We start from the raw sequence: 24,423 nt of genomic DNA, 5'->3' as shown, positions 1-24,423 counted from the left end.
TGTGAGGGGAACGTCATCGTCGCAAGCGGCGGTGCGGAAAGCAAAAGCCCCGGACCAGGCCGGGGCTTTCGCGCGTCGTACCGAGGTCGGCCGAATCACTCGCCGACGTCGGCGCTCACGGTCTGCGGACGGTCCACCAGCTCCACGTACGCCATCGGCGCGTTGTCGCCGGCGCGGAAGCCGCACTTCAGGATGCGGAGGTAACCGCCGGGACGCTCGCGGTAGCGCGGGCCCAGCTCCATGAACAGCTTGCCGACCGCCTGCTTGTCGCGCAGACGCGAGAACGCGAGGCGGCGGTTCGCCACGCCATCCTGCTTGGCCAGCGTGATGAGCGGCTCGGCGACGCGGCGCAGCTCCTTGGCCTTCGGCAGGGTGGTGCGGATCAGTTCGTGCTTGATGAGGGACGCGGCCATATTGCGGAACATCGCTTCGCGATGGGCGCTGGTGCGGCTGAACTTGCGTCCGGCTTTCTGGTGGCGCATGGCTTGGATTCCTGTTGAATGCTGAAACCTTGGACTTCGCTGTCGCCATCGTGGCGTTGGAGCATCGGACTGCGGGTGGTCCTCGCCGGCCCTCCGTGACCGGACATGCCGCGGGCTGAGCCCGTCGGCGGGTCGTCCGCGCCACCCTCGGGGACGGCGCGGCGACGGCAGCGCCGCAGCCGGAGCCTGGCGCCGGCCTTGCGCCGCACGCGGCGCAGGCCTCGAAACTTCACCGGGCACCCGCCGATCACCGGCCGGGTGTCCACTGGCCTTGCGGCCGGTCGCGCTTGCGAAGACGCACCGTCAGCGCTGCGACCGCGCCGCCCGGCCCGCGCCAGCGGCGCGGGCGTTCGACTGATCGGATCGCCAGGTCCGCTGGTGCCGGAGCCTGGCGCCCCGGCCCGGCCTTGCGGCCGGGCGTTCTACTGCGTGTCGGGCCCCACACCTCTGGAGCTTGCCGCCCGGCCCGCGCCAGCGGCGCGGGCGTTCGGCGGGTCGGATCGCCAGATCCGCTGGTGCCGGAGCCTGGCGCCCCGGCCCGGCCTAGCGGCCGGGCGTTCAGCGCAGCGCGAGATGCCTTTGGGCATCTCGCAAGCGCTGCGCTTCACCCCATCATGCCGTGGCTGGCGATGCCGGCCGGCGGCCAGTTCTCGAGCTTCATGCCGAGCGACAGGCCACGCTGCGCGAGCACTTCCTTGATCTCGGTGAGCGACTTCTTGCCGAGATTCGGCGTCTTCAGCAGCTCGACCTCGGTCTTCTGCACCAGATCGCCGATGTAGTAGATGCTCTCGGCCTTGAGGCAGTTCGCCGAGCGCACGGTGAGCTCCAGATCGTCGATCGGGCGCAGCAGGATCGGATCGACACCCGCCGTCTGCGGCTTGGAGGCGCCACGGTCGCGGTGGGTGAAGTCGCCGAACACCGAGAGCTGGTCGGTGAGGATGTCCGCCGCGGTGCGCACCGCTTCCTCGGCATCGATGGTGCCGTTGGTCTCGATGTCCAGCACCAGCTTGTCGAGGTCGGTGCGCTGCTCGACGCGCGCGGCTTCCACCGCGTAGGCGACGCGGCGCACCGGCGAGAACGACGCATCCAGCAGCAGGCGGCCGATCGCGCGGGTCTCCTCGTCGGGACGGCGGCGCGCGGCGGCCGGCTGGTAGCCGTAGCCGCGCTCGATCTTCAGCCGCATGTTGATCGCCGTGTCCTTGGTCAGGTGGCAGATCACGTGCTCGGGATTGACGATCTCGACGTTGTGGTCGGTCTTGATGTCGCCGGCGGTGACCACGCCCGGGCCCTGCTTGGACAGGCTCAGCGTGGACTGGTCGCCGGTGTGCATGCGGATGGCGACATCCTTGAGGTTCAGCAGAACCTCGAGCACGTCCTCCTGCAGGCCCTCGACCGTGGTGTACTCGTGCAGCACGCCGTCGATTTCCACCTCGGTGATCGCAAAGCCGGGGATGGACGACAGCAGCACGCGACGCAGGGCGTTGCCGAGCGTGTGCCCGTAGCCGCGTTCCAGCGGCTCGATCACGACCTTCGCGCGATTGCCGCTCAGGCGTTCGATCTGGGGACCACGCGGGCGCAGAACCTGGTTGGCGGTAACCGTCATGGGGTTGGGTCTCCTGCGGGCCGCCGCATCCGCGGCGGCCGGCGACAATGGATTACTTGGAGTACAGCTCGACGATCAGCGCTTCGTTGATGTCGGCCGGCAGATCGGCGCGGTCCGGCACGGCCTTGAACACGCCGGCGAACTTCTTCGCGTCCACCTCGACCCACGAGGGGACGAGGTCCATCTGCGAGGCGACCTGGATCGCTTCCTGCACGCGCAACTGCTTCTGCGCGCGCTCGGCGAGCGCGATCGTGTCGCCGGCCTTCACCTGGTACGACGGCAGGTTGACGATCTTGCCGTTCACGGTGACGCCGCGGTGGCTGACCAGCTGGCGCGCCGAGGCGCGCGTGACCGCAAAGCCCATGCGGTAGACGACGTTGTCCAGGCGGGTTTCCAGCAGTTGCAGGAGGTTCTCGCCGGTGTTGCCCTTCCGGGTCGACGCCTTCTTGTAGTAGTTGCGGAACTGGCGCTCCAGCAGGCCGTAGATGCGCTTGACCTTCTGCTTCTCGCGCAACTGGGTGGCGTAGTCGGACAGCTTGCCCTTGCGCGCCGTGGGACCGTGCTGGCCGGGCTTCTGCTCCAGCTTGCACTTGGAATCGAGCGCGCGCGCCGGCGACTTCAGGCCGAGATCGACGCCTTCGCGACGCGCGAGCTTGCAGGTGGGACCAATGTAACGAGCCATGGTTCTTCAGCTCCTCAGACGCGGCGCTTCTTCGGCGGACGGCAGCCGTTGTGCGGAATCGGCGTGACGTCGACGATGTTGGTGATCTTGTAGCCGACCGCGTTCAGCGAACGCACGGCCGATTCGCGGCCCGGACCCGGGCCCTTGATGCGCACTTCGAGCGTCTTGACGCCGTAGTCGAGCGCGGCGCGGCCGGCCTTCTCGGCGGCCACCTGGGCGGCGAACGGGGTCGACTTGCGCGAACCGCGGAAGCCGGCGCCGCCGGAGGTCGCCCACGAGAGCGCGTTGCCCTGGCGATCGGTGATGGTGACGATGGTGTTGTTGAACGAAGCGTGGACGTGCGCGATGCCGTCGGTGACGACGCGCTTGATCTTCTTCTTCGTCTTCGCAGCTGCGGCGGGTTTGGCCATGATCGTCCGTCCTTACTTCCTGATCGCCTTGCGCGGGCCCTTGCGGGTGCGGGCGTTGGTGCGGGTGCGCTGACCGCGGACCGGCAGGCCGCGACGATGGCGCAGACCGCGGTAGCAACCGAGGTCCATCAGGCGCTTGATCGCCATGCCGACCTCGCGGCGCAGGTCGCCTTCGACCGTGAACTTGCCGACCTCGGCGCGGAGGCGCTCGACCTCCGGTTCGGACAGGTCGCGGATCTTGGTCGACGGGTTGACCCCGGCGGACTCGCAGATCTGCTTGGAACGGGTACGGCCGATGCCGTAGATGCTCTGAAGCCCGACCCAGACGTGCTTCTGGGCAGGCAGGTTGACGCCCGCAATACGCGCCATGTGGCGATCTCCAACGAAAGTGTCGGCCGGGGGCTGCCCGGCTGAGGGAACTCGAAATTCTAGCGTGGTCTCGGGTTACCTAGGAAGCCCCGCGGCCTGTGGCCGCTGAACCCCGGCATGGGGAGTGTGCCCATGCTCCGGCGACGAGCCCGGGCTGCCGGACGCGGGGGAGGCCCCTCGTCCGACGCCGCGCGCTACTCTGGCGCGCGGACCGGCCCGGCTCACCCGCGCGCGAGACCGCCGCGCGAGCCGCCCTGTGTGGATCCGGGGCCCTCACCCCGGATCCGGATGCCGTCACCCGAGGGGTGCCGGCGAGGCCCCGGCGGCATGCCCGGGGCCGATGACCGCACCGGGCCTGCGCCCGGCTCCGGGTCAGCGTCCCGATCCGGGACGGCCGCCCTTGAGGTTGGCCTTCTTCAGCAGGCTCTCGTACTGATGCGACATCAGGTGGGCCTGGATCTGGGCGATGAAGTCCATCACCACGACCACCACGATCAGCAGCGAGGTGCCGCCGAAGTAGAACGGCGTGTTCAGCTCCGCCCGCATCACTTCCGGCAGCAGGCAGACGATCACCAGGTACAGCGCACCGGCGGCCGTCAGCCGGGTCAGCACGCCGTCGATGTAGTCCGCCGTCGCCTTGCCCGGACGGATGCCCGGGATCAGCGCACCCGACTTCTTCAGGTTGTCCGCGGTTTCCTGCGAGTTGAACACCAGCGCGGTGTAGAAGAACGCGAAGCCCGCGATCAGCGCGCCGTACAGGATCATGTGCACCGGCTGTCCCGGGCTCAACGCCTGGCTGACGCGCTGCAGCCACGAGTCGCCGCCCCCCTGCCCGAACCACTGCGCCGCGGTCGCCGGAAACATGACGATGCTCGAGGCGAAGATCGCCGGGATCACGCCCGCCATGTTGAGCTTGAGCGGCAGGAACGACGACTGGTTCAGGTAGGCGTTGCGGCCGCCCTGGCGCCGGGCGTAGTTCACCGTGATCCGTCGCTGGCCGCGCTCGACGAACACCACCAGGTAGGTGAAGCCGAGCACGATCGCCGCGATCAGCAGCGCCTGCAGGACGTTGATGTCCTCGTTGCGGACGTTCTCGAACATCGTCAGCACCGCCGACGGCAGTCCGGCCACGATGCCCGCGAAGATGATCAGCGACACGCCGTTGCCGACGCCGCGCTCGGTGACCTGCTCGCCCAGCCACATCAGGAACATGGTGCCGGCGGTGAGCGCGATGACCGCGGTCAACAGGAAGCCGATGCCCGGGCTGTAGACCACCGGGATGCCCTGCGAGGCGCCGCTGGCCTGAAGCGCCGAGGCGATGCCCCACGCCTGGAAGATCGCCAGCGGGATCGCGCCGATGCGCGACCACTGGTTGATCCGCCTGCGCCCTGACTCGCCCTCCTTCTGGATCGCCTTCAGGCTGGGCACGATCTGCACCAGCAACTGGACGATGATCGAGGAGGAGATGTAGGGCATCACGTTGAGCGCGAACAGGCTGAAGCGCTCCAGCGCGCCGCCGGTGAACATGTTGAACATGTCCACGATGGTGCCTTCCTGCGTCTCCATCAGCTGGAGCATCGCCTCGGGATTGACGCCCGGCACCGGCACGTAGCAGCCGATGCGGTAGACGATCAGCGCCCCGAGCACGAACAGCAGGCGCTGGCGGAGCTCGGTGAACTTGCCGAGCCCGCCACCCAGTCCGCCCAACGCGTTGGCGTTTCGCGCCATGCGCGATTACTCCTCGATCCGGCCGCCTGCGGCCTCGATGGCCGCCCTGGCACCGGCGGTCACGGTCAGGCCCTTCAGCACGAACGCCTTGCTGACGTCGCCCTTCTTGACGATCTTGATCTTGCGCGCATTGGCCGGCACCAGCTTGGCGGCGCGCAGCGCGGCGAAATCGACCTCACCCGCCTGCAGCTTGTCGAGCTGGTACAGCAGCACCTCGACGGTGTCCTTCGCGGTCAGCGAGCGGAAACCGACCTTGGGCAGACGGCGCTGCAGCGGCATCTGGCCGCCTTCGAAGCCGGGCTTCACCTTGCCCTTGCCCGAACGCGCGTACTGACCCTTGTGACCGCGGCCGGCGGTCTTGCCGAGGCCGGAGCCGATGCCGCGGCCGACGCGCTTGCGCTCGGTGCGGGCGCCCTCGGCGGGCTTGAGAGTGTTGAGACGCATGTTCCTTACTCCTCGACGCGGACGAGGTAATGGAGCTGGTTGATCAGGCCGCGCACCTGCGGGCTGTCCTTCAGCTCACGGACGTCGTTGACCTTGTTGAGGCCGAGCGCGCGCACCGACAGGCGGTGGCGCGACTGCGTGCCGCGCAGGCCCTTCACCAGACGCACCTTGATGGTGCCGTTGCTCGCGCTGTTGTTAGCCATTGAGCAGCTCCTCCACCTTCTTGCCGCGCTTGGCCGCGATCCGCTGCGGCGAACGCATGTCGGCCAGGCCCTTGAGCGTGGCGCGCACCAGGTTGATCGGGTTGCGCGAACCGATCGCCTTGGCGAGCACGTTCTTGACGCCGACCGCTTCCAGCACCGCGCGCATCGCGCCGCCGGCGATCACGCCGGTACCTTCGGACGCCGGCTGCATGAACACGCGCGCCGCGCCGTGGCCGGCCTTGACCGAGTGCCACAGGGTGCCGTTGTTGAGGTCGACGTAGATCATGCTCTTGCGCGCATGCTCCATCGACTTCTGGATCGCGACCGGCACTTCGCGCGCCTTGCCGTAGCCGAAGCCGACCTTGCCGTTGCCATCGCCCACCACCGTCAGCGCGGTGAAGGTGAACTGGCGGCCGCCCTTGACCGTCTTGCTGACGCGGTTGACCGCGATCAGCTTCTCGATCATGCCGTCGTCGATTTCCTCGCGGTTGCGGTCGCGATCACGACCCCGCGGTTCACGCTCGTTCGCCATGTGAATTCTCTTGTCTGTTGAGGATGCTTGCGGCGGTGCCGCTTATGGTTGTGGTGTGTTGCGGGTGGATCGCGACGAGAGGGAATCCTCTCGCGGCGCCCGACGCCAGTCGCGTCGGCGACGGATGCCCGGGTGGGGGCGAACCCCCGCCCGTTCAAGCATCAGAACTGCAGGCCGGCCTCGCGCGCGGCGTCCGCCAGGGCCTTGATGCGGCCGTGGTAGCGGTAGCCGGAGCGGTCGAACGCCACCTTCTCGACGCCGGCGGCCTTCGCCTTCTCGGCGATCGCGCGGCCGACCTTGGCGGCGGCCTCGAGGTTCTTGCCGCTCTTGAGGCCTTCGCGCAGCTCGGCCTGGGTGGTCGAAGCGGCGGCGATCACGCGCGAGCCGTCGGCGGTGAACACCTGCGCGTACAGGTGCTGGCCGGTGCGCAGCACCGACAGACGCGGCACACCCAGCTCGCGGATGTGCAGACGGGTCGACTTGGCGCGGCGCAGGCGGGCGGTCTTCTTTTCCATGGTCGTGTTCTCGCAGATCGGAAGCGGGTCGTCGCGGCGGTCCGGATGCATCCGGACCGGCCCGCATTACGCCTTCTTCGCTTCCTTACGGATGATGTTCTCGCCGGCGTACTTCACGCCCTTGCCCTTGTAGGGTTCCGGCGGACGGAAGGCGCGGATCTTGGCCGCCACCTCACCGACGCGCTGCTTGTCGGCGCCCTGCACCACGATCTCGGTCTGGGTCGGCGTGGCGAGCGTGATGCCCTCCGGCGCCTTGAACACGACCGGGTGGGAGAAGCCGAGCGACAGGCTCAGATCCTTGCCCTGCATGGCGGCACGGTAACCGACGCCGACCAGCTCGAGCTTGCGCTCGAAACCCTTGGACACGCCCTCGACCATGTTGGCGAGGATCGCGCGCAGCGTGCCGGTCAGCGGCACCAGCGCCTCGTCCTGCGTCTCGAACAGGGCGGTGCCGTTGTCGAGCTTCAGCGTGATGGCGGCGGGCTTGGCCTGGGTCAGGGTGCCCTTCGGGCCCTTGACGGTGATGCTCTCGTCCTGGACGGACACTTCGACGCCCTTCGGGAGGGCGACCGGCTTCTTGGCAACTCGGGACATGGACGGTCCTCCCTTAGGCCACCAGGCACAGGACCTCGCCGCCCACGCCAAGCTGGCGTGCGCGCGCATCGGTCATGATGCCCTTGGAGGTGGAAACGATCGCCACGCCCAGGCCGCCGAGGACCTTGGGCAGCGCGTCCTTGCCGCGATACTGGCGACGGCCCGAGCGCGAGTAGCGCTCCAGCCGCTCGATCACCGGCCGGCCTTCGTAGTACTTCAGCGCGATCGTGAGCTCGGTCTTGCCGGCGCCGACCTCGTCGACGCGGTAGTCCTGGATGTAGCCCTCGTCCTTCAGCACGGAGGCGATCGCCACCTTCACCTTGGAGGACGGCAGCGTGACGCTGGGCTTGCCGACGGCCGCCGCATTCTTGATGCGGACCAGCATGTCGGCGATGGGATCAGTCATGCTCATGGATGGTTCCTGATGAGAAGCACCGATATCCGCGGTATGCGGGAATCGAGAATCGGGAACGGGAATCGGAAAGGGGCCGCGGTGTCGCTTGCGCTTCCCTCACCCGATTCCCGGATTCCCACGTTGTTACCAGCTCGCCTTGCGCAGGCCCGGCACGTCGCCGCGCATGGTGGCGGCGCGCAGCATGTTGCGGCCGAGGCCGAACTTGCGGTACACGCCGCGCGGACGCCCGGACAGGGCGCACCGGTTGCGCTGGCGGATCGGCGAGGAATCGCGCGGCAGCTTCTGCAGCTTGGCCGACGCTTCCATCTTCTCCTCGTACGACGCGGTCGCGCTCTTCAGCACCTGCTTGAGCGCCTCGCGCTTGGCGGCGTAACGCTTCGCCAGCTTGGCCCGCTTGATCTCGCGGTTCACCATCGAAGTCTTGGCCATGGTTGGTCCTCGAGCCTCAGTTGCGGAACGGGAAGCGGAACGCCTCGAGCAGCGCCTTGGCTTCGGCGTCGGTCTTGGCGGTGGTGGTGATGGCGATGTCCATGCCGCGCAGCGCATCCACCTGATCGAAATCGATCTCCGGGAAGATGATCTGCTCCTTGATGCCCATGTTGTAGTTGCCGCGGCCGTCGAACGCCCGGCCCGACACGCCGCGGAAGTCGCGCACGCGCGGCAGCGCGATGTTGACCAGGCGATCGAGGAACTCGTACATCCGGTCGCGGCGCAGCGTGACCTTGCAGCCGATCGGCCAGCCGTCGCGGATCTTGAACGACGCCACCGACACGCGCGCCTTCGTCACCACCGGCTTCTGGCCGGCGATCTTGGTCATGTCGGCGACCGCATTCTCGAGCACCTTCTTGTTGCTCGCGGCCTCGCCCACGCCCATGTTGAGCGTGATCTTGACCAGGCGCGGCACTTCCATCGGGTTCTTGTATCCGAACCGCGCGGTCAGCGCCGGCACCACTTCCTTCTTGTAGAACTCTTCAAGCCGGGTCATTTCGGGTTCCTCAGGCGTCGACCGCCTCACCGCTGGAGCGGAACACACGCAGTTTGCGTCCATCCTCCAGCACCTTGAATCCGACGCGTTCGCCCTTGCCGGTGGCCGGGTTGAACAGCATCACGTTGGAAATGTGGATCGGCGCCTCACGCTCGATCACGCCGCCGGGCTGACCGGCCTGCGGATTGGGCTTGGTATGGCGCTTGACGACGTTGACGTTGGACACGACGACCTTGTCGCCGGCCACGCGCACGACCTCGCCCTTCTTGCCCTTGTCCTTGCCGGCGATGACGACCACCTGGTCGCCCTTCTTGATTCGGTTCATGACTCTTCTCTCTGTGAGCGAACTGCCGTCCATGGCGCGACCTCGTCACCTTCGGATCGTCCGGCCCGGCCATCCTGGCCGGGCGTTCGCCGAGGCGGCGCGGCAGTGCCGCGCCAAGCGTGCCTCAGCTCACCCGCTCAGAGCACTTCGGGCGCGAGCGAGACGATCTTCATGAACTTCTCGGAGCGCAGCTCGCGGGTCACGGGCCCGAAGATGCGGGTGCCGATCGGCTCATGCTTGTTGTTGAGCAGCACGGCAGCATTGGCGTCGAAGCGGATCAGCGAACCGTCCGGACGGCGCACGCCCTTGCGGGTGCGCACCACGACGGCGTCGTAAACGTCGCCCTTCTTGACCTTGCCGCGCGGAATGGCGTCCTTCACGGTGACCTTGATGATGTCGCCGATGCCCGCATAGCGGCGCTTGGAGCCGCCGAGCACCTTGATGCACATCACTTCCTTGGCACCGGAGTTGTCGGCCACGTCGAGGTAGCTTTGCATCTGGATCATGGTCGTGCTCCTCGCTTACTCGCCGGCGCGGGTGACGATCTCCACCACCCGCCAGTTCTTGGTCTTGGACAGCGGCGCGCACTCGACGACGCGGACGACATCGCCCTCGTTGCAGGCGTTGTCGGCGTCATGGGCGTGCAGCTTGGTCGAGCGCTTGATGTACTTGCCGTACAGCGGATGCTTGACCAGACGCTCGACCAGCACGGTCACCGTCTTGTCCATCTTGTTGCTGACGACCCGGCCTTCGACCGTGCGCCGCTTGGTTTCAGTGTTCTCGGTCATGGCGGATCCTTACTTCGTCTTCGCGCCGAGCAGCATGTTCACGCGCGCGATCTCGCGGCGCACCCGGCGGACTTCGTGGGTCTTGGCGAGCTGACCGGTGGCCTGCTGCATGCGCAGCGAGAACTGCTCCTTGCGCAGCTCGACCAGGTGGGCCTTGAGCTCTTCGGCCGACTTTTCGCGCAGTTGCTTCAGTTCCATTAGCGCACCGTCCGGGTCACGAATTGGGTGGTCACCGACAGCTTGGCGGCGGCCAGGCGGAACGCCTCGCGCGCGACTTCCTCGCTGACGCCCTCGATCTCGTAGATCATGCGGCCGGGCTGGATCTGGGCGACCCAGTACTCCACGTTGCCCTTACCGGAGCCCATTCGGACTTCGATCGGCTTCTGGGTGATCGGCTTGTCGGGGAACACGCGGATCCACATCTTGCCGCCACGCTTGACGTAGCGGCTGATGGCGCGACGCGCGGCCTCGATCTGGCGGGCGGTCAGGCGGCCGTGCGAGGTGGCCTTCAGACCGTACTCGCCGAAGCTGACGGCATTGCCGCTCCAGCTCAGGCCTTCGTTGCGGCCCTTGTGTACCTTGCGGTACTTGGTTCGCTTGGGTTGCAACATGGTCGATTACCTCGCTTCACGGGCCTGGCGCGACGGACGGTCGCTGCGGTCGCGACGATCGCCGCGGTCGCCACGCTCACCGCGCTCGGCGCGCGGCGTGTCGTCCTGCTTTTCCTGGCCGACCTGGGAGAAGTCGAAGACTTCGCCCTTGTAGATCCACACCTTGATGCCGATCACGCCGTAGGTGGTGCGCGCCTCGGCGAAGCCGTAGTCGATGTCGGCGCGCAGGGTGTGCAGCGGCACGCGGCCTTCGCGATACCACTCCGAACGCGCGATCTCGGCGCCGTTCAGGCGGCCGGCGACGTTGACCTTGATGCCGAGCGCGCCGAGGCGCATCGCGTTGCCGACCGCGCGCTTCATCGCACGACGGAACATGATGCGACGCTCGAGCTGCTGCGCGATCGACTCGGCGACCAGCTGGGCGTCGAGCTCCGGCTTGCGGACCTCGGTGACGTTGATGTGCGCCGGAACGCCCATCATGTCGCTGATCTCCTTGCGCAGCTTCTCGATGTCCTCGCCGCGCTTGCCGATCACCACGCCCGGGCGGGCGGTGTGGATGGTCACGCGGGCGTTGTTCGCCGGACGCTCGATGAAGATGCGCGAGATGCCGGCCTGCGCCAGCTTCTTGCGCAGCATCTCGCGGACCTTGAGGTCAGCGGCCAGGTACTCGGCGTACTGCTTCTTGTTGGCGAACCACTTGGAATTCCAGTCCTTGGCGATGCCCAGGCGGATTCCGGTCGGATGAACTTTATGACCCATTGTCTACTCCGCCTTACTTGCCCGCGCCCACGACCACGGTGATGTGGCTGGTGCGCTTGAGGATGCGGGTGCCGCGGCCCTTCGCGCGCGCCATGAAGCGCTTCAGCGTCGGACCTTCGTCGACCATGATGGTCTTGACCTTCAGTTCGTCGATGTCGGCACCCTGGTTGTTCTCGGCATTGGCGATCGCCGACTCGACCACCTTGCGGATCAGGTGGGCGGCCTTCTTGTCCGAGAACTTCAGCAGGTTGACGGCGCGTTCGACCGGCAGGCCACGCACCTGGTCGGCGACCAGGCGGGCCTTCTGCGGGGAGATGCGCGCGGTGCGCAGGATCGCTTTCGCTTCCATGGTCATCTCTCCTTACTTGCCGGACTTCTTGTCGCCGCCGTGACCCTTGAAGGTCCGGGTGATGGCGAACTCGCCGAGCTTGTGGCCGACCATGTTCTCGTTGACCAGCACCGGAACGTGGGTCTTGCCGTTGTGCACGGCGATGGTGAACCCGATCATTTCCGGCAGGATCGTGGAACGACGCGACCAGGTCTTGATCGGCTTCTTGTTGTTGCCCGCGGTCTCCACCTTCTTGAGGAGGTGGTGATCGACGAACGGGCCCTTCTTGAGTGAACGTGCCATGGCCGATTAACCCCTGCGATCGCGCACGATGAACTGCTGGGTGCGCTTGTTCTTGCGCGTCTTGTAACCCTTGGTCGGCACGCCCCACGGCGTGACCGGATGCGGATTGCCCTGACCGGCGCGACCTTCACCACCGCCGTGCGGATGGTCGACCGGGTTCATCGCCGCACCGCGGACGGTCGGCTTGATGCCGCGCCAGCGGCTGGCGCCCGCCTTGCCGAGCTTCTCCAGGTTGTGCTCGTCGTTGCCGACCTCGCCGACGGTGGCGCGGCACTCGGCCGGCACCTTGCGCATCTCGCCGGAGCGCAGGCGCAGCGTGGCGTAACCCTGCTCGCGCGCGACCAGTTGCACGCCGGCGCCGGCGGCGCGGGCGAGCTGGGCGCCCTTGCCGGGCTTCATCTCGACGCAGTGCACGGTCGAGCCCACCGGGATGTTCGCCAGCGGCAGCGTGTTGCCGACGCGGATCGGGGCATCGCGGCCGGAGATCACCTGGTCGCCGGGCTTGAGGCCCTTCGGCGCGATGATGTAGCGGCGCTCGCCGTCCACATAACACAGCAGCGCGATGTGCGCGGTGCGGTTGGGGTCGTACTCGATGCGCTCCACGCGCGCCGGAATGCCTTCCTTGTCGCGCTTGAAGTCGATGATGCGGTAGTGGTGCTTGTGGCCACCGCCGATGTGGCGGGTGGTGATGCGGCCGTAGTGGTTGCGACCACCGGTCTTGGTCTGCTTCTCGACCAGCGGCGCGTACGGCTCACCCTTGTGCAGGCCCGGCGTCACCACGCGGACCGCGCTGCGGCGGCCGGGGGAGGTCGGCTTGAACGTCATCAATGGCATGGCGGACTCCTCAGGCCTTGGCCATCACGTCGATCGACTGGCCTTCGGCCAGCTTCACGTACGCCTTCCGCCAGTCGCTGCGGCGACCTTCGCGGAAGCGGAAGGACTTCTTCTTGCCCCTCACGTTGACCACGTTGACGGCCTCGACCGTCACGTCGAACAGCTTTTCCACGGCCTGCTTGATGTCGGCCTTGGTGGCGTCCGTCGCGACTTCGAAGACGTACTGGTTGGACACTTCCTGCAAGCGCGCAGTCTTCTCGGACACGCGCGGCGCACGGATGATGCTGTAGAGCTTGGCCTCGTTCATGCCAGCCACTCCTCGATCTTCTTGACCGCGTCCGTGGTCATCACGACCGAGTCGGCGCCGACCAGCGCGACCGGGTCCAGGCCCTGCACGTCGCGCACTTCCACGTAGGGCAGGTTGCGCGCGGAGAGGTACAGGTTCTCGGTGGCGTCCTCGGTGACGATCAGCGGACGCTGACCCACGCCGAGGTCCTTCAGCTTGGCGACCAGGCCCTTGGTCTTCGGCGCGTCGACGTCGAACGCCTCGACCACGGTGATGCGGCCCTGGCGGTTGAGCTCGGACAGGATCGCCGCGATCGCCGCGCGGTACATCTTGCGGTTGACCTTCTGCGCGAAGCTGCGCGGCTTGGCCGCGAAGGTCACGCCGCCGCCGACGAAGATCGGCGCGGTCAGCGCGCCGTGACGCGCGCCGCCGCCCTTCTGGCGCTTCGACTTCTTGGTGGTGCCGTTGACTTCCGAACGCGTCTTCTGCGCCTTGGTGCCGGCGCGAGCCGCGTTGCGGAACGCGACCACGACCTGGTGCACCAGCGGCTCGCTGAATTCGCGGCCGAAGACGGCGTCGGACACCGTCAGCTTGTTGTTGCTACCCGTGATGGCGAGTTCCATCGTCATGCTCCCTTGCTCGCCGGACGGACGACCACGTCGCCACCCGGAGCGCCCGGAACGGCGCCCTTGACCGCGATCAGGCCGCGCTCGACGTCGACCTGCACCACTTCGAGGTTCTGCACGCTGGTCGTGACCGCACCCATGTGGCCGGCCATCTTCTTGCCCGGGAACACGCGGCCCGGCGTCTGGCGCTGGCCGATCGAGCCCGGCGCACGGTGCGATAGCGAGTTACCGTGGCTGGCGTCACCCATGGTGAAGTTCCAGCGCTTGATCGTGCCCTGGAAACCCTTGCCCTTGCTGACGCCCTGCACGTCGACCTTCTGACCGACCTGGAAGATGTCGGCCTTGATCTCGCCGCCGACCTGGAAGTCGCCGATCGCCTCGTCGGCGACGCGGAACTCCCACAGGCCGCGACCGGCTTCGACCTTGGCTTTGGCCAGGTGGCCGGCTTCCGGCTTGTTCAGCAGCGAGGCGCGCTTGACGCCGGCAGTGACCTGCACCGCGCTGTAGCCGTCGCTGTCGACCGTCTTGATCTGGGTGATCCGGTTCGGGGTCGCCTCGATCAGCGTCACCGGGATGGACTTGCCGTCCTCGGTGAAGAACCGGCTCATGCCGGCCTTGCGGCCGACGATGCCCAACGAATGCTTCTTCGTCGCCATGGCCGGAACCTCAGGTCAGCTTGATCTGGACGTCGACGCCCGCCGCGAGCTCGAGCTTCATCAGCGCGTCCACGGTCTTGTCGTTGGGGTCGACGATGTCGAGCACGCGCTTGTGCGTGCGGGTCTCGTACTGGTCGCGCGCGTCCTTGTCGACGTGCGGGGACACCAGGACGGTGTAGCGTTCGATCTTGGTCGGCAGCGGGATCGGGCCGCGCACCTGCGCGCCGGTCCGCTTGGCCGTCTCGACGATCTCGCTGGCCGAGCGATCGATCAGACGATGATCGTACGCCTTCAGCCGGATTCGGATCTTCTGGTCCGCCATGACGGTTTCCTTGATGAAAGAGCGACGGGCCCGACGACGCGAGGCGCCGAACCCCAATGAAAGAGCGGTCCCGACGCCTCACCTCGCGGCGCCGACACCTTCCCTGAGTCGAAAAACAAGGCAGGCCGGTGATCACCGGCCCGCCCAGACGGAGAATCGCGGACGCGCCATCCGAGCGGATGCGCCCCTCGCGGGGCGGCTCGGCGGCCGCGCGACAGTTCCCTGTCTGGCGAAGACGAGGCGCGTCCTGCCCCTCATTTCGCTGGTTTTGCGGCGCCCCGAAGGGATTGCCGCAGGTGGTCGTGCATTCTAGTGGGTTCGTGCGGTGCGATGCAAGCGTTCTTCACCTGCACTGCCCCCCGGCTGAAGCCTGCCCTGTTCAGACGGCCCGCGTCCCGACGGGATACCGGGCCGCACGCAGGGGCGGTGCCCCGCTTGAGGGCCCCGCTTGAGGGCCCCGCTTGCGCCGGGGCCCGCGTGCCGCTGCCGCCGGGATCCCGCTTGCGCGGGGATGGCCTCACTACTGGCGGTGGATCCCCGCTTGCGCGGGGATCGCGTCACTGCGCCATGGATCCCGCTTGCGCCGGTATGACGCAACCGCAAAGGCGCCTGGTCCATGGATCCCCGCTTTCGCGGGATGACGCATCCGCAAAGGCGCCTGCGCTGGGCGCAGGCGCGCGGTTGCGTCACTTCAGGATCTTCGCCACCACGCCGGCGCCGACCGTGCGGCCGCCCTCGCGGATCGCAAAGCGCAGACCCTCTTCCATCGCCACCGGGTTGATCAGCGACACCGACAGCTTCACGTTGTCGCCCGGCATCACCATCTCCACACCCTCCGGCAGCGTCACCGCGCCGGTCACGTCCGTGGTGCGGAAGTAGAACTGCGGACGGTAGCCCTTGAAGAACGGCGTGTGACGGCCGCCCTCCTCCTTCGACAGCACATACACCTCGCACTCGAAGTCGGTGTGCGGGGTGATCGTGCCCGGCTTCGCCAGCACCTGGCCGCGCTCCACTTCGTCGCGCTTGGTGCCGCGCAGCAGCAGACCCGCGTTGTCGCCCGCCTGACCCTGGTCCAGCAGCTTGCGGAACATCTCAACGCCGGTCACCGTGGTCTTGGTGGTCGGGCGGATGCCGACGATCTCGACTTCCTCGCCCACCTTGATCGTGCCGCGCTCGATTCGGCCGGTCACCACCGTGCCGCGACCGGAGATCGAGAACACGTCCTCCACCGGCATCAGGAACGGCTTGTCGATCGCGCGCTGCGGCTCCGGAATGTAGGTGTCCAGCGCGTCCACCAGCTTGATGATCGCCGGCACGCCGATCTCCGACTGGTCGCCTTCCAGCGCCTTCAGCGCCGAACCCTTGATGATCGGGGTGTCGTCGCCCGGGAAGTCGTACTTCGACAGCAGCTCACGCACCTCCATCTCCACCAGCTCCAGCAGCTCGGCGTCGTCCACCATGTCCGCCTTGTTCAGGAAGACCACGATGTACGGCACGCCCACCTGACGCGCCAGCAGGATGTGCTCGCGGGTCTGCGGCATCGGGCCGTCCGCCGCCGACACCACCAGGATCGCGCCGTCCATCTGCGCCGCACCGGTGATCATGTTCTTCACATAGTCGGCGTGACCCGGGCAGTCCACGTGCGCGTAGTGACGGGTCGGCGACTCGTACTCCACGTGCGCCGTCGAGATCGTGATGCCGCGCGCCTTCTCTTCCGGCGCCGCGTCGATCTGGTCGTACGCCTTGAACTCACCGCCGAAACGCTCGGCACCCACCTTCGTCAGCGCCGCCGTCAGCGTCGTCTTGCCGTGGTCCACGTGACCGATCGTGCCCACGTTCACGTGCGGCTTCTTGCGCTCGAACTTTTCTTTTGCCATCGCAATGTCCTCGAGAGTCGGAAAGTCGGAGTGATCAGCTCTTCTTCATCACCGCTTCGGCGATGTTGGCCGGCGCCTCGGCGTAGTGGTCGAATTCCATGGTGAAGGTGGCGCGGCCCTGCGACATCGAGCGCAGCGTGGTCGCGTAGCCGAACATCTCGCCCAGCGGCACCATCGCGTTGATGACCTTGCCCGACGGGCTGTCGTCCTGGCCCTGCAGGATGCCACGACGACGGCTGATGTCGCCCATCACGTCGCCGAGGTAATCCTCGGGCGTGACCACTTCGACCTTCATGATCGGCTCGAGCAGCACCGGGCTGGCCTTCATGAAGCCTTCCTTGAAGGCCATCGAACCGGCGATCTTGAACGCCATTTCGGACGAGTCGACCTCGTGGTACGAGCCGTCGACCAGACGCACCTTGATGTCGACGACCGGGTAGCCGGCCATCACGCCGTTCGCCATCGCCTCCTGGATGCCCTTGTCGACCGCCGGGATGTACTCCTTCGGCACCACGCCACCGACGATCGCGTTCTCGAACACGTAGCCGGCGCCACGCTCCTGCGGTTCGAGCTCGATCCAGACGTGACCGTACTGGCCCTTACCGCCCGACTGGCGCACGAACTTGCCTTCGACCTTGACCGCCTTGCGGATCGCCTCGCGATAGGCCACCTGCGGCTTGCCGACATTGGCCTCGACGTTGAACTCGCGCTTCATGCGGTCGACGATGATCTCCAGGTGCAGCTCGCCCATGCCGGAGATGATCGTCTGGCCCGACTCCTCGTCGGTGCGGACGCGGAACGACGGGTCTTCCTGCGCCAGGCGCGACAGCGCCATGCCCATCTTTTCCTGGTCCGACTTTGTCTTCGGCTCGACCGCCATCGAGATGACGGGCTCGGGGAAGGTCATGCGCTCGAGCGTGATGACCTTGTCCTGCGCGCAGAGCGTGTCGCCGGTGGTGACGTCCTTCAGACCGACCGCCGCGGCGATGTCGCCGGCGCGGACCTCCTTGATCTCGTCGCGCTGGTTGGCGTGCATCTGCAGAATGCGGCCGACGCGCTCCTTCTTGCGCTTGACCGGGTTGTAGACCTGGTCGCCCGCGCTCAGCACGCCCGAGTAGACGCGGAAGAACGTCAGCGAGCCCACGAACGGATCGGTCATGATCTTGAACGCGAGCGCGGAGAACGGCTCGTCGTCCGACGCCCGGCGCTCGGCTTCCTGCTCGTTGTCGTCGATGCCCTTGACCGGCGGACGATCGGCCGGCGACGGCAGCAACTGGATCACCGCGTCGAGCATGGCCTGCACGCCCTTGTTCTTGAACGCGGTGCCGCAGAACACCGGCACGATCTCGGTCTTGATCGTGCGCTCGCGGATGCCGGCGATGATCTCGGCTTCGGACAGGTCACCGTCGTTGAGGTACTTGTCCATCAGCGTCTCGTTGGCCTCGGCCGCGGCCTCGACCATGAAGCTGCGCGCCTCTTCCGCCTTCGACTGCAGATGCGCCGGGATGTCGCGGTACTCGAACTTGGTGCCCTGCGACGCCGGATCCCAATGGATCGCCTTCATCTTGACCAGGTCGATCACGCCCTCGAACGCGTCCTCGGCGCCGATCGGCACCTGCATCGGCACCGGGTAGGCGTTCAGGCGCGACTTCAGTTGTTCGACGACCTTCTCGAAGTTGGCGCCGGTGCGGTCCATCTTGTTGACGAACGCCAGCCGCGGCACGCCGTACTTGTTGGCCTGGCGCCACACGGTTTCCGACTGCGGCTGCACGCCGCCGACCGCGCACAGCACGAACACCGCACCGTCGAGCACGCGCAGCGAGCGCTCCACCTCGATGGTGAAATCGACGTGGCCCGGCGTGTCGATGATGTTGAACCGGTGCTCGGGGAAGTTGTGGTCCATGCCACGCCAGAAGCAGGTCGTGGCCGCGGACGTGATGGTGATGCCGCGCTCCTGCTCCTGCTCCATCCAGTCCATCGTCGCGGCACCCTCGTGCACCTCGCCAAGCTTGTGGTTGACGCCGGTGTAGAAAAGGATGCGCTCCGTCGTGGTGGTCTTGCCGGCATCGATGTGGGCCATGATGCCGAAGTTGCGGTAGCGCTCGATGGGAGTGGTGCGAGCCACGGGATCCTCTGTCTCGTTTGCGGTTTCCAGATGGCCGGACGCCGCCCGTGAGGCGGCATCCGGATCGCCGTGCGGCAAGGCCGACGCGGCTTCGTAGTGGACGCGACCGCGGCCGCGTCAGCCGCCGGTTACCAGCGGTAGTGGGCGAACGCCTTGTTGGCTTCCGCCATGCGGTGGGTTTCCTCGCGCTTCTTGATCGCGCCACCGCGGTTCTCGGAGGCGTCGAGCAGTTCGGCGGCGAGCTTCCGCGGCATGCCGTTCTCGCCACGCTTGCGGGCGGAATCGATCACCCAGCGCATCGCCAGCGCGGTGCGGCGGGTGGCGCGCACTTCGACCGGCACCTGGTAGGTGGCGCCGCCGACGCGGCGGGACTTCACCTCGACCGCGGGAGCGACGTTGCCGAGCGCCTTCTCGACCAGCTCGAGCGCATTGGCGTTCTTCTCGGCAATGATGTCCATCGCGCCGTAGACGATCTTCTCGGCGACGGACTTCTTGCCGCTCTTCATGACCATGTTGATGAAACGCGCGATCGTTTCGCTGCCGTGCTTGGGATCCGGCAGGACCGAGCGCTGCGGGGCAGAGCCTTTACGCGACATTGTGCGTACCTGTTACTCGTGATTCGGGGCGGCCGGCGGCCGATCAGGACTTCGGACGCTTGGCGCCGTACTTCGAACGGCCTTGGCGACGCTTGGCGACGCCGGCGGCGTCCAGCGAGCCGCGGACGGTGTGGTAGCGCACACCCGGCAGGTCCTTGACGCGGCCGCCGCGGATCAGCACCACCGAGTGCTCCTGCAGGTTGTGGCCTTCGCCACCGATGTAGGAGATCACCTCGTAGCCGTTGGTCAGCCGCACCTTGGCGACCTTGCGCAGGGCCGAGTTCGGCTTCTTCGGCGTGGTGGTGTAGACGCGGGTGCAGACGCCGCGGCGCTGCGGGCAGTTGGCCAGCGCCGGCGAGGCGCTCTTCTCGGTGGCCGCCCGCCGGGGCTTGCGGACCAGCTGGTTGATGGTTGCCATGCGTTCGCTTTGCTTGGTTTCGGGCCGGAGCCCTTGCGGAAAAACGGACGCCGGGCGTTTCGGCCCAGCGAGACGGAAAAGTATAGCCCGCGTTAACGGCAGGCGTCAAACACGAATCCGGGCGTCCGACCGCCTGCCGGGCGTCTGCCCGGATGGCGGCCGGAAGTCCGGCATGCGGCGGCGCGCGGCCTCCGCGGAATACCCCGTCCATCCGGTGGACCGAACACGAGGCGGATCCGTCCGCCTCATTTCGGGTTCTGGACGGCCCGCGCGGGGGCCGTCGGCTCAGGCATTGCTCAGGACTCGCTCGACTCCTCGCCGGTATCGGCGGTGGCGGTTTCGGTCTCGGCGCCGCCCGTCAGCGTTTCCAGCTCCGATTCGGTCAGGCCCGAGGCGGTGCGGCGGCGCTGCGTATGGTACGCAAGACCGGTGCCGGCCGGGATCAGGCGGCCGACGATGACGTTTTCCTTGAGACCGCGCAGCGTGTCCCGGGTGCCGCGCACGGCCGCCTCGGTGAGCACTCGGGTGGTCTCCTGGAACGACGCGGCGGAGATGAACGACTCGGTCGCGAGCGACGCCTTGGTGATGCCGAGCAGCACCGGCTCGTACTTGGCCGGAATCTCGTTGCGCGCCATCACGCGGGCGTTCTCCTCGAGCACGCGCTGCTTCTCCACCTGCTCGCCCTGCAGGAAGCGGGTGTCGCCGGCGTCGGTGATCTCGACCTTGCGCAGCATCTGGCGAATGATCACCTCGATGTGCTTGTCGTTGATCTTCACGCCCTGCAGGCGGTAGACGTCCTGGATCTCCTTGACCAGGTACGCCGCCAGCGGCTCGACGCCGAGCAAGCGCAGGATGTCCTGCGGGTTCGGCTCGCCGTCCACGATGGTTTCGCCCTTCTCCACGTGCTCGCCTTCGAACACGATGATTTGGCGGTACTTCGGGATCAGCTCCTCGTGCTCGCCGCCGTCGGCGTCCTTGATGATCAGGCGCTGCTTGCCCTTGGTGTCCTTGCCGAAGCTGACCACGCCCGAGCGCTCGGCCAGGATCGCCGGATCCTTCGGCTTGCGCGCCTCGAACAGGTCGGCCACGCGCGGCAGACCGCCGGTGATGTCGCGCGTCTTGGACGCTTCCTGCGGGATCTTGGCGACCACGTCGCCGACGCCGACCGCATCGCCGTCCTGCAGGTTGACGATCGAGCGCGGCGGCAGCAGGTACTGCGCCGGCAGGTCCGTGCCGGGGATGCTGAGATCGTTGCCGTTCTTGTCGACGATGCGGACGATCGGACGCAGATCCTTGCCCGCGGAGCCGCGACGCTTCGGATCGGTGATCTCGCGCGAGGCCAGGCCGGTGAGCTCGTCGGTCTTCTCGATGACGGTGACGCCGTCGACGAAGTCGATGAAGCGCACGAAGCCGGCCACTTCGGACACGATCGGGTGGTTGTGCGGGTCCCAGTTGGCGATCTGCTGGCCGGCCTTGACCTCGTCGCCGTCCTTGACCGCGATCATCGCGCCGTACGGCACCTTGTAGCGTTCGCGCTCGCGGCCGTGGCCGTCGAGGACCGACAGCTCGCCCGAGCGCGACACCGCGACCAGATGGCCGTTGGCGTGCTGCACGTGCTTGAGGTTGTTGAACTTGATCGTGCCGGTGGTCTTGACCGTCACGTTGTCGATCGCCGCCGCACGCGAGGCCGCACCACCGATGTGGAACGTGCGCATGGTGAGCTGCGTGCCCGGCTCGCCGATCGACTGCGCGGCCACCACGCCCACCGCCTCGCCGAGGTTGACGATGTGGCCGCGGCCGAGGTCGCGGCCGTAGCAGTACGCGCACACGCCGAACGCGGTCTCGCAGGTGATCGCCGAGCGGACCTTGATCGCCTGCACGCCCGCATCTTCGAGCTTCTGCACCCACTGCTCGTCGAGCAGCGTGTTGCGGGTGACGATCGGCTCCTCGTCGTTGCCCGGCAGGTAGACGTCCTCGGCCACCATGCGGCCGAGCACGCGGTCGCGCAGCGGCTCGACCACGTCGCCGCCTTCGACGATCGGCGTCATGGTGAGGCCCGCGTGCGTGCCGCAGTCCGGCTCGGTGACGACCACGTCCTGGGCGACGTCGACCAGACGGCGGGTCAGGTAACCCGAGTTCGCCGTCTTCAGCGCGGTGTCGGCCAGGCCCTTGCGGGCGCCGTGGGTGGAGATGAAGTACTGCAGGACGTTGAGGCCTTCGCGGAAGTTCGCGGTGATCGGCGTTTCGATGATCGAGCCGTCCGGCTTGGCCATCAGGCCGCGCATGCCGGCGAGCTGGCGGATCTGCGCCTGCGAACCGCGCGCGCCGGAGTCGGCCATGATGAAGATCGAGTTCATCGACTTTTGCTCGACCGTGTCGCCCTTGGCGTTCTGCACGCGATCGACGCCGATCGCGTCCATCATCGCCTTGGCCACGCGCTCGTTGGTGCGCGACCAGATGTCGACCACCTTGTTGTAGCGCTCGCCGGCGGTGACCAGGCCCGACTGGTACTGCTGCTGGATCTCCAGCACCTCGGTCTCGGCCTCGCCCAGGATCTCCTTCTTCTCCTCCGGGATGATCATGTCGTCGATGCCGATCGACACGCCGGCGCGGGTGGCGTAGGCGAAGCCGGTGTACATCAGCTGGTCGGCGAAGATCACCGTCTCCTTCAGACCGAGCGAGCGGTAGCAGGAGTTGATCAGGCGGCTGATGGCCTTCTTGTTGAGCTCGGTGTTGACCAGCGCGAACGGCAGGCCGTCGGGCAGGATCTCGCGCAGCAGCGCGCGGCCCACCGTGGTGTCGACCACGCGGGTCTGCTCGCTGCGGCTGCCGTCCTCGGCGATCACCGTCTCGGTGATGCGCACCTTGACCTTGGCGTGCAGCTCGACGACGCGGTTGTCGTAAGCGCGCTTCACTTCGGCGACGTTGGCGAACACCATGCCCTCGCCCTTCTTGTTCTCGAGCGCGCGGGTCATGTAGTACAGGCCGAGCACGACGTCCTGCGACGGGACGATGATCGGCTCGCCGTTGGCCGGGCTGAGGATGTTGTTGGTCGACATCATCAGCGCGCGCGCTTCGAGCTGGGCTTCCAGCGACAGCGGCACGTGCACGGCCATCTGGTCGCCGTCGAAGTCGGCGTTGAACGCGGTGCACACCAGCGGGTGCAACTGGATCGCCTTGCCTTCGATCAGCACCGGCTCGAACGCCTGGATGCCGAGGCGGTGCAGGGTCGGCGCGCGGTTCAGCAGCACCGGATGCTCGCGGATCACCTCTTCGAGGATGTCCCACACCGCGGCGTCTTCGCGCTCGACCAGCTTCTTGGCCGCCTTGATGGTGGTGGCCAGGCCCAGGCGCTGCAGCTTGGAGAAGATGAACGGCTTGAACAGTTCCAGCGCCATCTTCTTCGGCAGGCCGCACTCGTGCAGTCGCAGGGTCGGGCCGACCACGATCACCGAGCGGCCGGAGTAGTCCACGCGCTTGCCGAGCAGGTTCTGGCGGAAGCGGCCCTGCTTGCCCTTGATCATGTCGGCCAGCGACTTGAGCGGGCGCTTGTTGGTGCCGGTGATGGCGCGGCCGCGGCGGCCGTTGTCCATCAGCGCGTCGACCGCTTCCTGCAGCATGCGCTTTTCGTTGCGCACGATGATGTCGGGCGCGTTCAGCTCGAGCAGGCGCTTGAGGCGGTTGTTGCGGTTGATGACGCGACGGTAGAGGTCGTTGAGGTCGGAAGTCGCGAAGCGGCCGCCGTCCAGCGGCACCAGCGGACGCAGGTCCGGCGGCAGCACCGGCAGCACGGTCATCACCATCCACTCCGGACGGTTGCCGGAGTCGAGGAAGGCCTCGACCAGCTTGATGCGCTTGGTCAGGCGCTTGAGCTTGGTCTCGCTGTTGGTGGCGGCGATCTCTTCCTTCAGGCGCACCATCTCGGCCTGCAGGTCGATCGTGCGCAGCAGCTCGTAGACGGCCTCGGCGCCCATCGCGGCCTCGAAGTCGTCGCCGTGCTCCTGACGCGCCTGCATGTACTGCTCTTCGGTGAGCAGGGTGCCGCGCTCGAGCGGGGTCAGGCCCGGCTCGGTGACGACATAGGCTTCGAAGTACAGGATGCGCTCGATGTCGCGCAGGGTCATGTCGAGCATCAGACCGATGCGCGACGGCAGCGACTTCAGGAACCAGATGTGCGCGACCGGCGAGGCCAGCTCGATGTGGCCCATGCGCTCGCGGCGCACCTTGGCCAGCGTGACCTCGGTGCCGCACTTCTCGCACACCACGCCGCGGTGCTTCATGCGCTTGTACTTGCCGCACAGGCACTCGTAGTCCTTGATCGGACCGAAGATGGCGGCGCAGAACAGGCCGTCACGCTCGGGCTTGAACGTGCGGTAGTTGATCGTCTCGGGCTTCTTGACCTCGCCGTACGACCACGAGCGGATCAGGTCCGGCGACGCCAGGCCGATCTTGATGGCGTCGAAGTCGATGACCGTCCGCTGCTGGTTGAAGAGGTTGAGCAGGTCTTTCATTGGAAATCTCCGGGAATCGGGAATCGAGAATCGGGAATCGTGGAGAGCGGGGAATCAGGTCGGGACCGCCGGCGTTGCGCGCCTTTGACGGTTCCC

At 67.1% G+C, this 24,423-nt stretch carries 32 protein-coding genes; all 32 read right to left on the bottom strand.

From position 1 onward, the window contains the following. Positions 1-95: 95 nt before the first annotated feature. A complete protein-coding gene (rplQ, locus tag FQY64_RS06075) occupies positions 96-482 on the bottom strand; it encodes a 50S ribosomal protein L17 (RefSeq protein WP_146472936.1) in 387 nt (128 codons plus the stop codon). Positions 483-1,086: 604 nt separating this feature from the next. After that, positions 1,087-2,085: a DNA-directed RNA polymerase subunit alpha gene (locus FQY64_RS06070; RefSeq protein WP_146472934.1), complete on the bottom strand. Its 999-nt coding sequence runs from the start codon at positions 2,083-2,085 to the stop codon at positions 1,087-1,089. 52 nt (positions 2,086-2,137) lie between these two features. Next, positions 2,138-2,767 (bottom strand): 30S ribosomal protein S4, encoded by a 630-nt coding sequence (rpsD, locus tag FQY64_RS06065; protein WP_146472932.1) that lies wholly within the window; start codon positions 2,765-2,767, stop codon positions 2,138-2,140. A 14-nt stretch (positions 2,768-2,781) separates the two neighbouring features. Then, positions 2,782-3,177 carry a 30S ribosomal protein S11 gene (gene rpsK, locus FQY64_RS06060; protein ID WP_146472930.1) on the bottom strand — a complete coding sequence of 132 codons (396 nt, stop codon included), beginning with the start codon at positions 3,175-3,177 and terminating at the stop codon, positions 2,782-2,784. 12 nt (positions 3,178-3,189) lie between these two features. After that, the gene (gene rpsM / locus FQY64_RS06055; protein ID WP_146472928.1) at positions 3,190-3,546 is read right to left on the bottom strand and encodes a 30S ribosomal protein S13; all 357 of its coding nucleotides are present in this window, start codon (positions 3,544-3,546) and stop codon (positions 3,190-3,192) included. A gap of 372 nt (positions 3,547-3,918) precedes the next feature. Continuing rightward, positions 3,919-5,274: a preprotein translocase subunit SecY gene (gene secY / locus FQY64_RS06050; protein WP_146472926.1), complete on the bottom strand. Its 1,356-nt coding sequence runs from the start codon at positions 5,272-5,274 to the stop codon at positions 3,919-3,921. A 6-nt stretch (positions 5,275-5,280) separates the two neighbouring features. Further along, entirely contained in the window at positions 5,281-5,718 is a 438-nt protein-coding gene (gene rplO, locus FQY64_RS06045; RefSeq protein ID WP_146472924.1) for a 50S ribosomal protein L15, read from the bottom strand. A 5-nt stretch (positions 5,719-5,723) separates the two neighbouring features. Further along, the gene (gene rpmD, locus FQY64_RS06040; protein ID WP_146472922.1) at positions 5,724-5,921 is read right to left on the bottom strand and encodes a 50S ribosomal protein L30; all 198 of its coding nucleotides are present in this window, start codon (positions 5,919-5,921) and stop codon (positions 5,724-5,726) included. Beyond that, positions 5,914-6,453 carry a 30S ribosomal protein S5 gene (rpsE, locus tag FQY64_RS06035; protein WP_146472920.1) on the bottom strand — a complete coding sequence of 180 codons (540 nt, stop codon included), beginning with the start codon at positions 6,451-6,453 and terminating at the stop codon, positions 5,914-5,916. The genes rpmD and rpsE overlap by 8 nt, the downstream gene beginning before the upstream one ends. Positions 6,454-6,614: 161 nt before the next feature. Further along, positions 6,615-6,968 (bottom strand): 50S ribosomal protein L18, encoded by a 354-nt coding sequence (rplR, locus tag FQY64_RS06030; RefSeq protein ID WP_146472918.1) that lies wholly within the window; start codon positions 6,966-6,968, stop codon positions 6,615-6,617. Positions 6,969-7,034: 66 nt separating this feature from the next. Further along, positions 7,035-7,562 (bottom strand): 50S ribosomal protein L6, encoded by a 528-nt coding sequence (gene rplF, locus FQY64_RS06025; protein ID WP_146472916.1) that lies wholly within the window; start codon positions 7,560-7,562, stop codon positions 7,035-7,037. 13 nt (positions 7,563-7,575) lie between these two features. Further along, positions 7,576-7,974: a 30S ribosomal protein S8 gene (gene rpsH / locus FQY64_RS06020; RefSeq protein ID WP_146472914.1), complete on the bottom strand. Its 399-nt coding sequence runs from the start codon at positions 7,972-7,974 to the stop codon at positions 7,576-7,578. A gap of 126 nt (positions 7,975-8,100) precedes the next feature. Further along, complete coding sequence (gene rpsN, locus FQY64_RS06015; protein WP_146472912.1) at positions 8,101-8,406, bottom strand: 30S ribosomal protein S14; 306 nt, start codon at positions 8,404-8,406, stop codon at positions 8,101-8,103. A gap of 16 nt (positions 8,407-8,422) precedes the next feature. Then, positions 8,423-8,962 (bottom strand): 50S ribosomal protein L5, encoded by a 540-nt coding sequence (gene rplE / locus FQY64_RS06010; RefSeq protein WP_146472910.1) that lies wholly within the window; start codon positions 8,960-8,962, stop codon positions 8,423-8,425. Between the two features lie 10 nt (positions 8,963-8,972). Beyond that, entirely contained in the window at positions 8,973-9,287 is a 315-nt protein-coding gene (gene rplX / locus FQY64_RS06005) for a 50S ribosomal protein L24 (RefSeq protein WP_146472908.1), read from the bottom strand. Positions 9,288-9,424: 137 nt separating this feature from the next. Beyond that, positions 9,425-9,793 carry a 50S ribosomal protein L14 gene (rplN, locus tag FQY64_RS06000; RefSeq protein ID WP_146472906.1) on the bottom strand — a complete coding sequence of 123 codons (369 nt, stop codon included), beginning with the start codon at positions 9,791-9,793 and terminating at the stop codon, positions 9,425-9,427. Between the two features lie 15 nt (positions 9,794-9,808). Further along, positions 9,809-10,075 (bottom strand): 30S ribosomal protein S17, encoded by a 267-nt coding sequence (rpsQ, locus tag FQY64_RS05995; protein WP_146472904.1) that lies wholly within the window; start codon positions 10,073-10,075, stop codon positions 9,809-9,811. 9 nt (positions 10,076-10,084) lie between these two features. Further along, positions 10,085-10,273: a 50S ribosomal protein L29 gene (gene rpmC, locus FQY64_RS05990; RefSeq protein WP_146472902.1), complete on the bottom strand. Its 189-nt coding sequence runs from the start codon at positions 10,271-10,273 to the stop codon at positions 10,085-10,087. Then, positions 10,273-10,686 (bottom strand): 50S ribosomal protein L16, encoded by a 414-nt coding sequence (gene rplP, locus FQY64_RS05985; protein WP_146472900.1) that lies wholly within the window; start codon positions 10,684-10,686, stop codon positions 10,273-10,275. The genes rpmC and rplP overlap by 1 nt, the downstream gene beginning before the upstream one ends. Positions 10,687-10,692: 6 nt before the next feature. Then, a complete protein-coding gene (gene rpsC / locus FQY64_RS05980) occupies positions 10,693-11,445 on the bottom strand; it encodes a 30S ribosomal protein S3 (protein ID WP_146472898.1) in 753 nt (250 codons plus the stop codon). Positions 11,446-11,458: 13 nt separating this feature from the next. Then, entirely contained in the window at positions 11,459-11,794 is a 336-nt protein-coding gene (gene rplV, locus FQY64_RS05975; RefSeq protein WP_146472896.1) for a 50S ribosomal protein L22, read from the bottom strand. Positions 11,795-11,806: 12 nt separating this feature from the next. Continuing rightward, the gene (gene rpsS / locus FQY64_RS05970) at positions 11,807-12,076 is read right to left on the bottom strand and encodes a 30S ribosomal protein S19 (RefSeq protein ID WP_146472894.1); all 270 of its coding nucleotides are present in this window, start codon (positions 12,074-12,076) and stop codon (positions 11,807-11,809) included. A 6-nt stretch (positions 12,077-12,082) separates the two neighbouring features. Continuing rightward, positions 12,083-12,910, bottom strand: coding sequence for a 50S ribosomal protein L2 (gene rplB / locus FQY64_RS05965; protein ID WP_146472892.1), 828 nt, complete (start codon positions 12,908-12,910; stop codon positions 12,083-12,085). A 10-nt stretch (positions 12,911-12,920) separates the two neighbouring features. Beyond that, positions 12,921-13,217, bottom strand: a complete 297-nt coding sequence (rplW, locus tag FQY64_RS05960; RefSeq protein WP_146472890.1) for a 50S ribosomal protein L23 — start codon at positions 13,215-13,217, stop codon at positions 12,921-12,923. Beyond that, positions 13,214-13,819 carry a 50S ribosomal protein L4 gene (rplD, locus tag FQY64_RS05955; protein ID WP_146472888.1) on the bottom strand — a complete coding sequence of 202 codons (606 nt, stop codon included), beginning with the start codon at positions 13,817-13,819 and terminating at the stop codon, positions 13,214-13,216. Before rplD ends, rplW begins: the two co-directional genes overlap by 4 nt. Positions 13,820-13,821: 2 nt before the next feature. Then, positions 13,822-14,478, bottom strand: coding sequence for a 50S ribosomal protein L3 (rplC, locus tag FQY64_RS05950; RefSeq protein WP_146472886.1), 657 nt, complete (start codon positions 14,476-14,478; stop codon positions 13,822-13,824). A 10-nt stretch (positions 14,479-14,488) separates the two neighbouring features. Then, complete coding sequence (gene rpsJ, locus FQY64_RS05945; protein WP_022968186.1) at positions 14,489-14,800, bottom strand: 30S ribosomal protein S10; 312 nt, start codon at positions 14,798-14,800, stop codon at positions 14,489-14,491. A gap of 686 nt (positions 14,801-15,486) precedes the next feature. Continuing rightward, positions 15,487-16,677, bottom strand: a complete 1,191-nt coding sequence (gene tuf / locus FQY64_RS05940) for an elongation factor Tu (RefSeq protein ID WP_146472861.1) — start codon at positions 16,675-16,677, stop codon at positions 15,487-15,489. Between the two features lie 34 nt (positions 16,678-16,711). Beyond that, entirely contained in the window at positions 16,712-18,802 is a 2,091-nt protein-coding gene (fusA, locus tag FQY64_RS05935; RefSeq protein WP_146472884.1) for an elongation factor G, read from the bottom strand. Between the two features lie 128 nt (positions 18,803-18,930). Then, a complete protein-coding gene (rpsG, locus tag FQY64_RS05930) occupies positions 18,931-19,398 on the bottom strand; it encodes a 30S ribosomal protein S7 (RefSeq protein WP_146472882.1) in 468 nt (155 codons plus the stop codon). A gap of 43 nt (positions 19,399-19,441) precedes the next feature. Then, positions 19,442-19,816 carry a 30S ribosomal protein S12 gene (rpsL, locus tag FQY64_RS05925; RefSeq protein WP_146472880.1) on the bottom strand — a complete coding sequence of 125 codons (375 nt, stop codon included), beginning with the start codon at positions 19,814-19,816 and terminating at the stop codon, positions 19,442-19,444. 296 nt (positions 19,817-20,112) lie between these two features. Further along, positions 20,113-24,327 carry a DNA-directed RNA polymerase subunit beta' gene (gene rpoC, locus FQY64_RS05920; RefSeq protein WP_146472878.1) on the bottom strand — a complete coding sequence of 1,405 codons (4,215 nt, stop codon included), beginning with the start codon at positions 24,325-24,327 and terminating at the stop codon, positions 20,113-20,115. Positions 24,328-24,423 lie beyond the last annotated feature (96 nt).

The sequence above is a fragment of the Vulcaniibacterium thermophilum genome (genome assembly GCF_007923255.1).
Lineage (GTDB): Bacteria > Pseudomonadota > Gammaproteobacteria > Xanthomonadales > Xanthomonadaceae > Lysobacter_F > Lysobacter_F thermophilum.
Note: the sequence above shows the minus strand (reverse complement) of the source record. Positions and strands in the feature narration are given on the sequence as shown.

What these genes read in the sequence shown, in the direction of transcription:
- rplQ (WP_146472936.1), bottom strand. Translation starts at nt 482, where the DNA reads ATGCGCCACCAGAAAGCCGGACGCAAGTTCAGCCGCACCAGCGCCCAT.
- FQY64_RS06070 (WP_146472934.1), bottom strand. Translation starts at nt 2,085, where the DNA reads ATGACGGTTACCGCCAACCAGGTTCTGCGCCCGCGTGGTCCCCAGATC.
- rpsD (WP_146472932.1), bottom strand. Translation starts at nt 2,767, where the DNA reads ATGGCTCGTTACATTGGTCCCACCTGCAAGCTCGCGCGTCGCGAAGGC.
- rpsK (WP_146472930.1), bottom strand. Translation starts at nt 3,177, where the DNA reads ATGGCCAAACCCGCCGCAGCTGCGAAGACGAAGAAGAAGATCAAGCGC.
- rpsM (WP_146472928.1), bottom strand. Translation starts at nt 3,546, where the DNA reads ATGGCGCGTATTGCGGGCGTCAACCTGCCTGCCCAGAAGCACGTCTGG.
- secY (WP_146472926.1), bottom strand. Translation starts at nt 5,274, where the DNA reads ATGGCGCGAAACGCCAACGCGTTGGGCGGACTGGGTGGCGGGCTCGGC.
- rplO (WP_146472924.1), bottom strand. Translation starts at nt 5,718, where the DNA reads ATGCGTCTCAACACTCTCAAGCCCGCCGAGGGCGCCCGCACCGAGCGC.
- rpmD (WP_146472922.1), bottom strand. Translation starts at nt 5,921, where the DNA reads ATGGCTAACAACAGCGCGAGCAACGGCACCATCAAGGTGCGTCTGGTG.
- rpsE (WP_146472920.1), bottom strand. Translation starts at nt 6,453, where the DNA reads ATGGCGAACGAGCGTGAACCGCGGGGTCGTGATCGCGACCGCAACCGC.
- rplR (WP_146472918.1), bottom strand. Translation starts at nt 6,968, where the DNA reads ATGGAAAAGAAGACCGCCCGCCTGCGCCGCGCCAAGTCGACCCGTCTG.
- rplF (WP_146472916.1), bottom strand. Translation starts at nt 7,562, where the DNA reads ATGTCCCGAGTTGCCAAGAAGCCGGTCGCCCTCCCGAAGGGCGTCGAA.
- rpsH (WP_146472914.1), bottom strand. Translation starts at nt 7,974, where the DNA reads ATGAGCATGACTGATCCCATCGCCGACATGCTGGTCCGCATCAAGAAT.
- rpsN (WP_146472912.1), bottom strand. Translation starts at nt 8,406, where the DNA reads ATGGCCAAGACTTCGATGGTGAACCGCGAGATCAAGCGGGCCAAGCTG.
- rplE (WP_146472910.1), bottom strand. Translation starts at nt 8,962, where the DNA reads ATGACCCGGCTTGAAGAGTTCTACAAGAAGGAAGTGGTGCCGGCGCTG.
- rplX (WP_146472908.1), bottom strand. Translation starts at nt 9,287, where the DNA reads ATGAACCGAATCAAGAAGGGCGACCAGGTGGTCGTCATCGCCGGCAAG.
- rplN (WP_146472906.1), bottom strand. Translation starts at nt 9,793, where the DNA reads ATGATCCAGATGCAAAGCTACCTCGACGTGGCCGACAACTCCGGTGCC.
- rpsQ (WP_146472904.1), bottom strand. Translation starts at nt 10,075, where the DNA reads ATGACCGAGAACACTGAAACCAAGCGGCGCACGGTCGAAGGCCGGGTC.
- rpmC (WP_146472902.1), bottom strand. Translation starts at nt 10,273, where the DNA reads ATGGAACTGAAGCAACTGCGCGAAAAGTCGGCCGAAGAGCTCAAGGCC.
- rplP (WP_146472900.1), bottom strand. Translation starts at nt 10,686, where the DNA reads ATGTTGCAACCCAAGCGAACCAAGTACCGCAAGGTACACAAGGGCCGC.
- rpsC (WP_146472898.1), bottom strand. Translation starts at nt 11,445, where the DNA reads ATGGGTCATAAAGTTCATCCGACCGGAATCCGCCTGGGCATCGCCAAG.
- rplV (WP_146472896.1), bottom strand. Translation starts at nt 11,794, where the DNA reads ATGGAAGCGAAAGCGATCCTGCGCACCGCGCGCATCTCCCCGCAGAAG.
- rpsS (WP_146472894.1), bottom strand. Translation starts at nt 12,076, where the DNA reads ATGGCACGTTCACTCAAGAAGGGCCCGTTCGTCGATCACCACCTCCTC.
- rplB (WP_146472892.1), bottom strand. Translation starts at nt 12,910, where the DNA reads ATGCCATTGATGACGTTCAAGCCGACCTCCCCCGGCCGCCGCAGCGCG.
- rplW (WP_146472890.1), bottom strand. Translation starts at nt 13,217, where the DNA reads ATGAACGAGGCCAAGCTCTACAGCATCATCCGTGCGCCGCGCGTGTCC.
- rplD (WP_146472888.1), bottom strand. Translation starts at nt 13,819, where the DNA reads ATGGAACTCGCCATCACGGGTAGCAACAACAAGCTGACGGTGTCCGAC.
- rplC (WP_146472886.1), bottom strand. Translation starts at nt 14,478, where the DNA reads ATGGCGACGAAGAAGCATTCGTTGGGCATCGTCGGCCGCAAGGCCGGC.
- rpsJ (WP_022968186.1), bottom strand. Translation starts at nt 14,800, where the DNA reads ATGGCGGACCAGAAGATCCGAATCCGGCTGAAGGCGTACGATCATCGT.
- tuf (WP_146472861.1), bottom strand. Translation starts at nt 16,677, where the DNA reads ATGGCAAAAGAAAAGTTCGAGCGCAAGAAGCCGCACGTGAACGTGGGC.
- rpsG (WP_146472882.1), bottom strand. Translation starts at nt 19,398, where the DNA reads ATGTCGCGTAAAGGCTCTGCCCCGCAGCGCTCGGTCCTGCCGGATCCC.
- rpsL (WP_146472880.1), bottom strand. Translation starts at nt 19,816, where the DNA reads ATGGCAACCATCAACCAGCTGGTCCGCAAGCCCCGGCGGGCGGCCACC.
- rpoC (WP_146472878.1), bottom strand. Translation starts at nt 24,327, where the DNA reads ATGAAAGACCTGCTCAACCTCTTCAACCAGCAGCGGACGGTCATCGAC.